Below are 12,584 nucleotides of genomic sequence, written 5' to 3' on the forward strand. Positions count from 1 at the left end.
GGGAACGGGGCGGCTGCCCTTGCTCAATCGCTTACAGGGTTGGTCGAAATTCTGCCCACGGGCGTACCCGCTCAAGCTGAGCCGACACCGCCATGATTGTTGCTTCTCCGCCCGCTCTCCCAATGATTTGAACGCTCAGCGGGAGGCCATCGGCGCTTCGGCCAGAGGGGAGAGCCGCTGCAGGATTGCCGCACAGGTTCCAGATGCTGGTGAAGGACGCTGCCGGTGTCGCCTTGAGCGAGGCCCTGACGAACCCAACGCCTGAGAGCTGACCAGCCCGCACCGCCGGCGTCGTCGCGGTCGGCGTGAGTACCAGGTCATACTCCTCGAATACGGTGTTGATGGTGGTGGATGCCGCCGCCCCTGCCCGCTCCGCCCATGCAGCCCAAGGCTTGGTGATCGTTGCCACGCGCACCATTGCCTTGGTTCGGCCCTCCAACCGTTCGGGATGATCAACCCGTTTGGCCTCGTCGAGCACTCCTCCGGCAACTTGGAACAGGAACGGCAGCGCGGTTGAGGCTTTGGGAAGTGTGCCGTGCGAAACGATGTGGCCGAGGGCTGCGAGCGTCTGGGCAGTTGCCTCGAGTGCTGCGAGCGTCTCGGCGTCGGCCGCCGGCCCGCCGTTTGGGTTATCCGATGCGACCAGGATGCGAAGGCTCCCCGGGTTTGTTGTCAGGGCATCCAGCAGCGGAGCATCCCACGGTGTTGCGTGGTAGGCGTCTGTCGGTGTTGTGCCCGCGATCACATCGTAGATGAGCGCCGCATCGGCAACCGTTCTGGTGAGTGGCCCGATCGTGCCAAGTGATCGCCACAGCGCGGCATTTGGCGCTGCGCTCACTCGGCCCCGTTGTGGCTTGAGGCCGAAGAGCCCACACGCCGCCGAGGGAAGTCTGATGGAACCTCCGCCGTCCCCACCAATGCCAGCAGGGACCATCCCTGCGGCAACAGCTGCGGCGGTTCCGCCGCTTGATCCGGCTGGCGAGCGCGTCACGTCCCACGGATTGCGAGTGATGCCGTTCGCTTCCGTCTCGGTGTAGGGCCAGATGCCAAACTCGGGCATTAGCGTTTTGCCGATGATGACCGCGCCAGCTTGGCGCAACCGGCGCACGACCTCGCTGTCCCTCGATGCGATCACGGTGGAGGCTGCGCCGCCGTACGTTGTCGGGGTTCCTTCCACGTCGTTCTCGTCTTTGATCGCGATGGGCACGCCGTGAAGCGGGCCGAGCTGGGCGCCGGATGCTTGGAGCGCGTCGCGGGCGTCTGCCTCTGCCCTCGCCTCGGCGCTGAGGATGCGTTTGAACGCGTTGAGCCTTGGGTTGAGCGCCTCGATGCGGGCAATGAAATGCTCGGTGACCTCCCGTGACGTCACCTCGGCACCGGCGATCCACGCCGCCAGATCGGTGACGGAGGCAAAGCTGAGGCGTTCGGAGTTGCTCATCGGCTCCCTTTCGTGATTGGCTCAACCATAGCCGCAGGCTGCCCCTGGTTACAGCGCGGTCGCTGCCAGGGCATCCACTGCCGAGCGGACTGCGATCAGGGTAGCCCCGTGCCGGAGGACAAGAAAATGTCCCCGTGCGGGAACAACGATGTTCTTTGCCCCGTCGAGGGCGGCAGTTGAGGGGATGTTGGGATCGAGGCTTGGCACGATTGAGGTGATCTTGGTGTTTGCGGTCACCTCTTTGGTGAGGTCAAGCAGGGTTGGGTTATCGGGGAGAAACTCGCGCACTGCTGGCGTGCGCACGAAGCGCGCGTATTCTGAGCCTGCAAACGGGGTTGCTACGCAAATTGCGCCGAGCACGTTCGGGTGGGATCCCGCCGCGAGCACTCGCTTGGACATCAGGCCGCCCTTGCTGTGGGCAACAAGAATGATGGGCGTACCCCCGACGGCATCAAGATGCGCGGCGAGGAGGTCGGCGCCAGCCGCGATGGGTCGCCGGTTGATGCCGAGCCCCGTCACCGTGCTGATGCGGTAACCTGCGGCGTGGAGATCCTTGGCAATCGGCTGCATCATTCGCCAAGTTTCGTAGACGCCGGGCACCAACACAATTAAGGGTTTGCTTTGGTCGCCTGAGCGGTAGCTGTTGGGGTTCTTTGGGAGCAGGAATGTCGCGAGTTGGCGCAGGGTTGCGTAGCCAAAATCGGCGAGCGTGAGCGGTAAGTGTCGAGCGATGGCTCGCAGCTGGGAGCCGAGGCTCATGCCGGACCGTCGTGCGAACCATTCTCCGCGGCAGCAGCGTCGGCCTCTGCCGCCGACCGCACGCTTGGGAGAATATGCACGGTGATCGCTTTTGTGACGCCTTCCGCGCACTCGACCATCGTCTCATGGCCCCTGCCGGGTACCTCAACGAGGACGCTGTCCCTCACGAGGTGTTGCACGCGCTGGCACCAGTCCCGTGGGCTGACGCGGTCCTTACTCCCTCGCACAATGAGGGTAGTCGCCCGCACTCGGGGGAGCACACCAACCATGTTGTGCGCCATCATGGTGCGCAGCTTCTTGATGTACCAGCGTGGGCCGGTTCTGACGTAGTAGTAGAACCCGCCAAACAGCACCTTTGGTGTCGACGTTGACGAATCCTGGATGATGCGAAGCGCCTGCTTCCTAACGCTGTGCTCTGCCGGGTTGATTGTTGGCGCGACCAGCACAACGTGGCGGAAAAGTTCGGGTCGAAAAGCGGCTGCCTCTGCCACGATCTGGGTTCCCATCGAGTGTCCAATGAGGATGGGCTGGGTCACGCCCAACCTCTCAAGGTGAAGGGCAAGCAGCTGCCCGCTTTCTTCGATGCTGAGGGCATCCGCAGGCTCGGGGGAATCGCCAAAGCCGGGAAGGTCAAGCGCTATGACATGGCCGAGCGGCGACAGGTGTTCGATGAGGTCGTCGTAGTAGCGTGCCGCCATGCCGATGCCGTGCACGATGATGAAGGTTGGGGTTGCCCGCTCGCCGGCTTCGTGCGCGATCAGCGTGTAATCGTCGACCGTAATGACTCTCATGAACCCCCCTGTGTCCATCTTGCCAGCTGCGCAATGCGCAAGGCCAGGTTCTGTGTGCAGGTCAGGATGTCGACTGGCCTACCGGACGAGACGTTGCATCGTAGGATTCTCGTGCCCTGAGGATGGTCTCGATATGCGTGGTTGCCCAGTGTTCGAGGACGGCCAGCGGCTCACCAAGGCTGCGGCCCTCCTCAGTGAGCTCATACTCAACCCTCGGGGGGATCTGCGGAAACATGGTGCGTGTCACGAGGCCGTCTCGTTCGAGCGCGCGCAGCGTCTGGGTGAGCATTTTCTGCGAGACCCCGTCGACGCGTTCGGCGATTTCTGAGTAGCGCAGCGGTCCGTCTGCAAGGGTGCCAACAACGAGTACCGTCCAGCGATCGCCAATGCGGTCAAGGACCTGGCGGGTTGGGCAGTCTCGAACGTATGGGTTCCATACGGCGGCTTGTGACATGACAACTCCTGGATGCTTGTGGAAGCGGGTGGGTGCGGCGCCTTGCCGGTTGTTGAGGCCAGCGGACGCTGGGTGCGCTGGGTCTGTATGTTACGCACTTCAAAGTGCCTACTTCCGAATAAATTGTAACTCTCTTATAGTGAGTAATGGAAGCGCGGAGGGCCAACTTTTTGGACAGCGTCGCTCGACCAGGGCATCCAGCCCCCAAATCTGACGAAGGAGCTCATATGACGAACATCACCGTACTTGGTGGAACCGGCTACGCAGGAAAGCACATCGTGGCGGAGGCCGCCCGACGCGGGCATGCTGTCACGTCGTATAGCCGCAACGCGCCAACGGAGCCAGTTGCTGGCGTCACCTACGTGACAGGCTCGCTGCTTGACCCAGAGGTCTTGCGCTCTGCGGTCGACGGCGCGGATGTTGTGGTTGAGACGCTGTCTCCCCGAGGTGAGTTGGACGGCAAGCTTGTTGACCTGGTTTCCGAGCTCGCTCGACTCGCGACGGAACACGGCGCCAGGCTTGGTGTTGTCGGTGGCGCCGGCTCGCTGCTGGTCGAGCCAGGCGGCTCGGCCGTTGCAGACGGGCCAGACTTTCCCGCCGAGATTCTTTCAGAGGCGAAGCAGCTGCAGGCCGTACTCGAGAATCTGCGGGCGGACGCATCCGGCCTTGACTGGTTCTTTGTGAGCCCTGCCGGCGGGTTCGGACCGTGGGCAGAGGGCGAAGCGACGGGAACGTTCCGAATCGGCGGCGATGTTCTGCTTGTTGACGAACACGGCCAGTCGAACATCTCTGGTGCAGACTTCGCTACCGCGTTTGTTGACGAGATTGAGTCGCCAGCGCACAGCGGCGCCCGGTTCACTGTGGCCTACTAGCCCACTCGCCTTGTAATCTGTTCGCCGCAAAGTCCGGCAAATCTGCAGATTTCACCGGACTTTGCGGCGAACAGATGACGGAGTCCAACCGCCGGACTCCAGGACTCTGCGGAGGCGGGCGGCCGTTGGGGCGAAATTGGCGAGAATGTGGTTGGAACGAACTCTCAGCAGGTTCCACGACGCTTCGGCGAGAGCCTCAGCCCGATAGATGTCCTTTTCGTATTGGGCCTTATCCGTTCGGTGCTGGTCGCCGTCATACTCAACAATCACGCGCCAGCGGCGATAGATCAGATCAACCCGACCGATTCGGTGGCCGGCCGCAGTGAAGACCACCTGGTTAAGTTCGGGTTCTGGCAACCCGAACTCGGTGATCCGCAGCCGAAGAAGCGACTCCATTGGTGAGTCGCTGCCAACCCGCGCAAGCGCAAGAGCTTCCGTCGCCCTTCGCTTCCCATGACCCCGAAAACCGCGAACCCGTTCTGTCAGCTGCTCGATTGAGCAGTACGGCCTTGGGTCGCGGGCATCCACAAATTCCGGACACTGGATGAGGTAATCTGCCGCCGCAACCAAATCGTAGAGCGGGAGGCTGCCCGATAGTGTCAGCCAAACACTGATGGGATCAATGGTGCGGAACCGGTCCAGTGTGACAAGAAAGACCGACGCATCTCCGGTTCGATGTCCGATCACTCCTGCGCCTCGACGTTCCCTGCCGGTTGCCACTGACCTGACGTGGAGGGGATGCTCCTGAGCGCGGTACCCAACTGGAAGCGGGATTCCCCAAAGTATCGCCGCCGTTTGGTGGCTGAACCCTTCGTTGGGTCGCATTGCTCGGGAAAAGTGACGGCAGCGTTCGAAGAGGCCATCGCCTGCGCTCAATGAGCGGAGCCCGTGGAACGGCCGGTGGAATCGTGGATGCAGGAGCTGGTGTCTGGTCAGACCGGAGGAGCGTCCCTCAGCAACGGTAAAGGTGTTTTCTGTCAGTGGCACATTCACGATGTCGAATGGTTTCATGCCCACACACTGCCAGAGTTCGTAAACCCGGGTGAACGTTATCCACAGGTCGCCCTGATGCCTCGCCGAACGCAAATCTGTTCGCCGCAAAGTCCGGCAAATCTGCAGATTTCACCTGACTTTGCGGCGAACAGATGGGAGCTACAGAACGTCTGAGAGGAACTGCTTCAGGCGGGGGCTCGTCGGCGCATCGAACATCTGCGCAGGTGGGCCGGACTCGACCACAACGCCCTCGTCCATGAACGTGACCGTGTCGGAGACGTTGCGGGCAAAGCCCATCTCGTGCGTCACAACAACCATGGTCATGCCAGACTGAGCGAGGTCTGCCATGAGCGCGAGCACGCCCTTCACCAGCTCAGGGTCGAGTGCAGAGGTCGCCTCGTCAAAAAACATGATGTCTGGGCCCATTGCGAGGGCGCGCGCAATCGCGACGCGCTGCTGCTGGCCGCCAGAGAGGTTGCCAGGCCGGGCGTCGGCCTTGTGCTTGAGTCCAACACGATCGAGGTTCTCAAGGGCGAGGGCCCTTGCCTCGTCGCGGGAAAGCTTGCGGAGCTTTCGCAGCGCGAGCGCAACGTTCTCGACCGCGGTTTTATGCGGAAACAGGTTGAAGTGCTGAAAGACCATCCCGATGCGCTGACGCAGCTCATTGGGATTATCGGCCAGAATCGAGCGGCCGTCGAGCAAGATATCGCCCTGGTCCGGTTCGATGAGTCGGTTCATGACGCGCAGCAGCGTCGATTTTCCGGAGCCCGAGGGGCCGATGACCGAGGCCGTCCGGCCGCTCTCGACGTGCAGATCGATGCCACGGAGCACATGATTATGCCCAAACGACAGGTGCAGGTTTTTGGCGGTCAGCGAGACCGAGGTGAGTTCGCTCACGCGGAGGCCCCCTTGTTAGCGCCCTTTTTTCCGATTTCGGCTGCCGCGTCGTCGGGCGTTGGCTTTTCGGCGCGGCCGTTGCGAAGTCGGTTGTCGATGTAGTTCACCAGGTGGGTGAGCGGAATCGTGAGGATGAGGTACATGATGCCAGCCGCCACAAGCGGCGACAGGTTGCCGGTGTTCGCGGCGGCGTCGTTGCCGATGCGGAAGATCTCGCGCTGGCTGGCGAGCAGGCCAAGCATGTAGACGAGCGAGGAATCCTTGATAAGCGAGATGAACTGGTTCACCAGCGCGGGAAGAACGCGGCGGATGCCCTGGGGAATGACCACCAGCTGCATCGACGACCCGTAGCTGAAGCCGAGGGCCCGTGACGCCTCTAGCTGGCCCTTATCAACGCTCTGGATGCCGGAGCGGAAAATCTCGCCAATGTATGCGGCGGCCATGAGCGACAGGGCCAATACGCCGAGTGGATACGGGTTTGTGCTGCCGGTGAGCTCGCGCACGATGGGGCCGAGCCCAAGACCGATCAGCAGAATCGTGAGGATGGCCGGAAGCCCGCGGAACACATCAGTGTAGGCGCGCGCGATCCAGCGGGGGATGGGGTTTCGGGCGATGCCCATGACCGCCAGCAGCATCCCCAACACCGTGCCGAATACTCCAGAAAGGAACGCTAGGAGGAGTGTGTTCGGCAGGCCGACGGTAAGCATGATGGGGAGAACTTCCCCCATCGCTTTCCAGTCGAAAAAGGTGTCAAGGAGCTGCTGGAAGGCATCCATGGGTTACTTCGTAGCTTTTCCAACCACAACAGCTGCGCTGCCTGGCTTCCAGTCGGTTGGCATCTCGCGGCCTGGGAACCACTCTTCAACGAGCGTTGACCAGGTTCCGTCGGCAACCACGGCGTCGAGCGCCGAGTTGAGCGCGTCGGTGAGCGCCTGGTTGTCGCTGTTCACGGCGAAGGCAACAAAGTTCTGCGTGTTGATGACGTTCTCAACAATCGCGATGCCGTCTTCTTCCTTGACAAGACCCTCTGCCTGGGTTGACGGGGCAACCCACGCGTCTACCTGGCCGTTCTTGAGGTTCTGGTACGCCGTGTTGTAGTCGGCGAAACGAACGGGCTCAAGGCCGAGTGTGTTGGTGACGTAGTCATCCTGGACCGTGCCCTGCACAACCGCGACGCGCACGTCACCCTTGATGTCGGCGATGCCCTTGATGTCAGAGTCGGTCTTGGCAACCGTCGCCATGAAACCAAAGTCGTAACCGTTGGTGAAGCCAACGTTTTCGCGGCGGGCGTCGGTGGTCGAGATGGATGACGAACCAACGTCAAACTTCTTGTTCTGGACCTGCGCGAGCAGTGCAGCAAAGTCGGTTGATGCAAACTCGACCTCAAGGTCAAGCTTCTCGGCCATTGCTTTCAGGAGCTCGTTGTCGAAGCCCGTGAAGTTGCCCTTGTCATCGATGAAGATGCTTGGCGGAGCGTCGGAAAGCGTACCAACCGAGATGACGCCATCGGTGATGAGGCCAAGCTTCGTTACGTCGATGTCTTCGATAGGCGTGGTGTCTTTGGTGGTGTACTTGCTGAGCGATACCTGGTCGCTGCCCTCAAGGGCATCGGCGCTGGCGCTTGGCTTTGACGGCGTGGATTCTCCGCTGCAGGCCACGAGGCTCGTGGCGAGCGCAATAGCTACTGGAACTGCAGCAAACCGCGCGAGGGTTGCAAACTTCATGGGTTCTCTTTCGGTGTGTGTCTGCCCGGTGTCTGTGTTGAGCGTGCTGTGTTAACACTGTTGGGCTGAGCGCTGTTCTGTGATCGTTGACATCGCCAACGCCACATAAGGTACCTTGCCAATCGTGAGGTTTGTAATGAGTTTCGAAACGAACCGTCACATTGGTGTGCTGTGGGGTAGAGCATCCACCCGGCGGCAGCCCCTTGGCCTGCCAACTGATGGACCTCAGCAATTTTAGCGTGAACTTTACTTCGTCGTGTACGCGGCACGTTGCGTGAGTGTTGCGCCAGTGCGTTTTGGTGTGGGTCTTGCCCAACCGGCAAGCCCGGCGTGCCACGCAACGACCGCTCCTACGGAACGCTGCAGGGTGGTAAATCCGCCTGCTGTGTGGGCTCCGTTTCAGCCCGCATGCTGGCCGTTTGGATGAGGTCCGAACTGTCGATTGTGGGTGCCGGGACTGCGTTCCCTTGCGCAATCGCGTCGCTGGCCGGCTTGCTGTTGCGTCCCAGATACTCCTTGAACGACGGGAGGGGCAACTGTTCGCCGGCAAATCCGGCAACAAGGAGTTTTTGAACGAACGCGGTGTTTGGCTGCAGCGGGTTGACCAGCGGAGGGGTGAGGTCAATCCGAGTCATTGACCGGTTTCTTGCGTCGAGCATCAACTGGGCGATTGTCGCAATCCCGGATTGAGGGATGCTTGTGCTCATCGCCGCGGTCATCGCCTTTGCCAGCTCGGTCGAGCGAGAAACAAGCAGCGCTGGGTTGACGGTGTTGAGCATGGCCTGCTGTACGCACCATTGGCGTTGCATGCGGTCGTCGTCGTCGGAGTCGTAGCGAGAGCGGGCGACCCAAAGGCTGTCTTCACCGTTCAGATGCTGGGATCCTGTGGCGATCGGAGGGCCGTATTCTGGCGCGATGTCACCTGGGAGGTGGGGAACGCCCGTGCGCGGGACCTCACGATTGAGCGTGAGGTCGATGCCTCCCAGCGCGTCAACGAGTTGGGCAAAGCCAGAAAGCCTGACGATGACCGTACCGCTCATCGAGAGTCCGGTGAGGCCCGTGACCGCTTCGCTTAGCGCGGCCATTCCCGGATGCTGTCCCTCTGGGAAGAGCTCGGGGTGTGACTCGCCAAACGTGTACGTGGTGTTGATCCCGCATCCAGCTGTGCAGTAGTTGCCGTCAGGAAATGCCTTCCCAAGTACCGAGCCGGCGGGGTAGTCGAAATTTTGTGTGCTCCTTGAGATGCCGACCATGACGGTTTGCCCGGTCCCGGCGTCGATGCTTGCAACCGTGATGCTGTCTGGTCGCGTCTCGGCGCGGCCAGGCGCGTCGTCGATCCCCGCGATGAGAACGTTGTAGCGACCATCCTTTGGAACGAAGGCGTCGGAGGACGGCAGTAACGCGTTGACGAGTGACCGTTCGCGAAGCATTATCGCGCCGAGAGTAATGGGGGCCGCCGCAACCACGAGAGTTACTGCTAAGCCAAAGGCTAGGGCTTTACCGTATTGTGCGCCCGCCGAAGCGGTGCGGGTCGGCGGTTTTGTTACCCCCCTGATGGCGTTGGCCAGATGCAGGGTTGTCGCGAGGACGAGTAACGCCAAGAAAAAGAGGAAAATCGCAACGGCGTTGAGGGCAGGCGAAAGGAGGAGCCAGACTCCGAATGACGGGCGGAGCAGCGTCGTAGCGACGAGGGCAACAAGAAGCGTGATGAGGACAAGACTTACGCAGAGTATCCAGGTGTGCCAGCGTCGGTGAGTGAGGCCAGCCCGTTTGCTCGCCATCCGATAGCCAAGACCAGGGATCAGCGCGTTGGCAGCAAGAAGCGCAGCAGCGGAAAACGCCGTGGACAGGTCAGGCCGTTGAGGTACGGACCTGTCGTGGCGCTGAGGGGATTGCTTCACAGCAAAAAGCCTAACGTTTGATGCAAAGCGAATGCCCCGCAACAAAGGAGTTGCGGGGCATTCGGGTGGTTTCTAGCTGGTGAAGCTTACGCGCGGCGTGAGCGAACCATGAGGGTTGCACCGGCTGCAGCGGCTCCGAGAGCGCTCAGCAGCAGGGCGATGGTTTCCATTCCGCCGGTCTCGGCGAGGCCTCCGGTGTTGGTTGCGCCGGTGTTGGAGCCTGGTACTGCGGGAGCTGGAGCCTCTGGAGCGGCGTAGCCACCGTTCATGTTGATCCACACAACGGGGAGTCCGAACTGGTCGAAGCTTACGACCGAGTGCGAGCCAGTGGTGAGTGAGGCAGGAACGTTGACGCTAAACGCGTTTCCGGAAACAACCTGCGCGCCGAGGTCGGTGCGGTCGCTGAATGCGTAGGTCGTAACGGTTTCACCCTCGTACGACTTGCCATCCAGACCGATGAGGTCGGTCACGTTGATGGTGAAGGCTTCGCCCTCGAGGTAGGAGGCAGGCGTGAAGTTGTAGTCGGTAACAACCTCAAGGCCAGAGTTGACGAGCTCGTCGCCGTTCGTTGGGATAACCGCTGCGCCGGTGGCTGCAACGGCGGTTCCTGCAGCGAAGTCAACGTTGTTGAGTGCGGTTACGGCACCGCGGTTGACGATGAGGCTTCCTGCGTTGATTTCAGCGAAGTTGTCAGGGATGCTTGTTGATCCGATGACGACGCTTACTGGGCCGGCGAATGCGGCAACGGAAGCGGTTCCATCGGCTGCAATAACGGCACTCGTGAAGGTGGTTGCGTCTGAACCGGGGATGCGGGACTCAACCTCAACCGTGAGGCCAGCTCCAGCAGGGTAGTTGACGGTTACAGTTCCGCCGAAGAGAGCCATGAGCTCAACAACAGCGGCATCCGAGGTTGCTGCATCTGCCGAGATGACGGTCACGGGAGCGGCAAGAGCTGGGCTAACGCTGAGGCCGACAAATGCGATGCTGGCTGCTGCTGCGAGAGCGCCGACGCGCGTGAATGATGACGTTTTGGTTTTCAAAGGGGGGACTCCTACTTGGGGGAAAAGGACTCGCAGGACATTCATAGGAAAGTCGCACGACTTTCCTATACTGCCGTTCTGTTTTCTCCAAGTCAACCTGAAGCAAACAGTTTGTGAGTTCCATCCTTCGTGGGTGATGGATGCGCATGGCCTCTGATGCCTGTTGCGCCGCCCCATCGTGGGAGTGAAATGGGTCCGGCATCCCGTGAGATGCCGGACCCACCGAACGTCAGTTCATCGGTCCGTGATTAGGACTGACGGCCGAGGCGAAGGTTGCGAGCAACAAGTGCTCCACCGAGCGCCAGAACAGCAGCTGCCGAGAGGCCGAGGGCCAGGTTTTCGGCTGCACCGGTCTCAGCAAGACCGCCAGGGTTGTTCGTCTGTCCGGTAACGGGAGGTGTTACAGGGCTGTCCTGCTTCACCGCGCCGCCGTCAAGCGTTGCGAAGAGCACCAAGCGTCCGAAGTTGTCGAACGAGGCGAAGGTGTGTGGCTCCGAGGTGTATGTAGCGCCAACCTTTGCGGCGTAAGCGCCTGCGGCAACGGTCGATCCGCCGAGCGACTTGGGGCTCGTGTAGAGGTAGTCGCTGAGAGCAACACCATCAAACGAAGCCGCCCCCGAGTAGTCAGCGATGTTGCTGAATGCAAGGTTGAGGTCTTCGCCAGCAAGATAAATGCCGGGTGACGTGATGCGCGAGTCAGTGCCGTACGCGGCGTTCTGCAGGTCGTAGTCGGCAACCGTAAACATGTTGTCGAGTTCATCGAGCGTAGGAATCGTAGGTACTGGCGTGCTGGTAGCGTCCAGAACGACGTTGCCGCTGCCGTCGAATGACACGTTGTACGTTACCGTCTGTCCGCGCCAGATGGCCGCGTCAGCCGAGAAGATTACAGCTTCAGCTGCTGCGGCAAACGTTACCGGAGCGAGGGTCTCAGTTTCCTCTGGAGCTGGGGTTTCAGTCTCTTCGGGTGCTGGTGTTTCAGTTTCCTCGGGTGCTGGTGTTTCAGTCTCTTCGGGTGCTGGTGTTTCAGTCTCTTCGGGTGCTGGTGTTTCAGTCTCTTCGGGTGCTGGTGTTTCAGTCTCTTCGGGTACTGGTGTTTCAGTTTCCTCTGGAGCTGGGGTCTCGGTCTCTTCTGGTTCGGGGGCGACGGTTTCGCCACCATCCTTCGCCTTGATGAATACCTTAACTGGGCCAGCGTAGTGCTGTGCGGTTGCAAGGCCGGTTGCGTCGGTTGACGCCTCCGTGAAGACCTCGAGGTCATCCGAGGTGTTGAGGTCGAGTGCAGGGGACGTGACAGCGACGTCATAGCCATCGCCGAGCGTAGCTGAGTTGAACTGGAAGTTGATGGTTCCGGAGTTTGCAGCGAACATCGCGTCAAACTCTGGATCAGTTTCGGTGGCGTTTGCTGCGCCAACACCGGCAGTGAGCGCGAGGACGGATGCAGCAACGGCGGCTGCGCTGATGCGCGCGAACGTTGAACGTTTCTTAATCAAGGGGGAACTCCTACTTGGGGGAAAGGGGCTCGCATGACATTCAAAGAAAAGCCACACGACTTTTCAATATTGCCGTTTATTTGTGCGCAAAGTCAACCTGAGTCGAATAGATGTGTAAAGAATGTTTAATTTCTTTTTGTTTGCGTGTGTGTCAGTAACTATTTTGCGGGTCCGTTGCTATGTGAATCGTCACGTGCCCCAAAACGCACACAGCCCGGTCGTCCC

General features: G+C 60.7%; 12 protein-coding genes. 1 reads left to right on the forward strand and 11 read right to left on the reverse strand.

Annotated elements, in window-relative coordinates; genetic code table 11:
- Nucleotides 1–31 precede the first annotated feature (31 nt).
- From FHX76_RS13435 to FHX76_RS13450, 4 genes are all read right to left on the reverse strand, one after another.
- Nucleotides 32–1,438 (reverse strand): amidase, encoded by a 1,407-nt coding sequence (locus FHX76_RS13435; RefSeq protein WP_167151407.1) that lies wholly within the window; start codon nucleotides 1,436–1,438, stop codon nucleotides 32–34.
- Nucleotides 1,439–1,486: 48 nt separating this feature from the next.
- Nucleotides 1,487–2,197, reverse strand: a complete 711-nt coding sequence (locus FHX76_RS13440; protein ID WP_167151409.1) for a lipase family protein — start codon at nucleotides 2,195–2,197, stop codon at nucleotides 1,487–1,489.
- Entirely contained in the window at nucleotides 2,194–2,988 is a 795-nt protein-coding gene (locus tag FHX76_RS13445) for an alpha/beta fold hydrolase (RefSeq protein WP_167151410.1), read from the reverse strand. Before FHX76_RS13445 ends, FHX76_RS13440 begins: the two co-directional genes overlap by 4 nt.
- 61 nt (nucleotides 2,989–3,049) lie before the next feature.
- The gene (locus FHX76_RS13450; RefSeq protein ID WP_167151412.1) at nucleotides 3,050–3,442 is read right to left on the reverse strand and encodes a winged helix-turn-helix transcriptional regulator; all 393 of its coding nucleotides are present in this window, start codon (nucleotides 3,440–3,442) and stop codon (nucleotides 3,050–3,052) included.
- 227 nt (nucleotides 3,443–3,669) lie between these two features.
- Between FHX76_RS13450 and FHX76_RS13455 the strand changes: the two genes are divergently transcribed.
- Complete coding sequence (locus FHX76_RS13455) at nucleotides 3,670–4,314, forward strand: NAD(P)-dependent oxidoreductase (protein WP_167151414.1); 645 nt, start codon at nucleotides 3,670–3,672, stop codon at nucleotides 4,312–4,314.
- Between the two features lie 51 nt (nucleotides 4,315–4,365).
- Here the strand turns inward: FHX76_RS13455 and FHX76_RS13460 are convergent, their stop codons facing one another.
- The 7 genes from FHX76_RS13460 to FHX76_RS13485 form a co-directional block, all read right to left on the reverse strand.
- A complete protein-coding gene (locus tag FHX76_RS13460; RefSeq protein ID WP_167151416.1) occupies nucleotides 4,366–5,325 on the reverse strand; it encodes an endonuclease domain-containing protein in 960 nt (319 codons plus the stop codon).
- Nucleotides 5,326–5,466: 141 nt separating this feature from the next.
- On the reverse strand, nucleotides 5,467–6,204 hold the full coding sequence (locus FHX76_RS13465) for an ATP-binding cassette domain-containing protein (protein WP_167151418.1): 738 nt from the start codon (nucleotides 6,202–6,204) through the stop codon (nucleotides 5,467–5,469).
- Complete coding sequence (locus tag FHX76_RS16145) at nucleotides 6,201–6,980, reverse strand: amino acid ABC transporter permease (RefSeq protein WP_208402676.1); 780 nt, start codon at nucleotides 6,978–6,980, stop codon at nucleotides 6,201–6,203. The genes FHX76_RS13465 and FHX76_RS16145 overlap by 4 nt, the downstream gene beginning before the upstream one ends.
- Before the next feature lie 3 nt (nucleotides 6,981–6,983).
- The gene (locus tag FHX76_RS16150; RefSeq protein ID WP_208402677.1) at nucleotides 6,984–7,928 is read right to left on the reverse strand and encodes a substrate-binding periplasmic protein; all 945 of its coding nucleotides are present in this window, start codon (nucleotides 7,926–7,928) and stop codon (nucleotides 6,984–6,986) included.
- Nucleotides 7,929–8,278: 350 nt separating this feature from the next.
- Nucleotides 8,279–9,829 (reverse strand): LCP family glycopolymer transferase, encoded by a 1,551-nt coding sequence (locus FHX76_RS16470; RefSeq protein WP_167151420.1) that lies wholly within the window; start codon nucleotides 9,827–9,829, stop codon nucleotides 8,279–8,281.
- Between the two features lie 86 nt (nucleotides 9,830–9,915).
- Nucleotides 9,916–10,869 carry a hypothetical protein gene (locus FHX76_RS13480; RefSeq protein WP_167151421.1) on the reverse strand — a complete coding sequence of 318 codons (954 nt, stop codon included), beginning with the start codon at nucleotides 10,867–10,869 and terminating at the stop codon, nucleotides 9,916–9,918.
- 248 nt (nucleotides 10,870–11,117) lie between these two features.
- Nucleotides 11,118–12,359: a hypothetical protein gene (locus FHX76_RS13485; RefSeq protein ID WP_167151423.1), complete on the reverse strand. Its 1,242-nt coding sequence runs from the start codon at nucleotides 12,357–12,359 to the stop codon at nucleotides 11,118–11,120.
- Nucleotides 12,360–12,584: the final 225 nt, after the last annotated feature.

It is taken from the genome of Lysinibacter cavernae (genome assembly GCF_011758565.1).
Classification (GTDB): Bacteria; Actinomycetota; Actinomycetes; order Actinomycetales; family Microbacteriaceae; genus Lysinibacter; species Lysinibacter cavernae.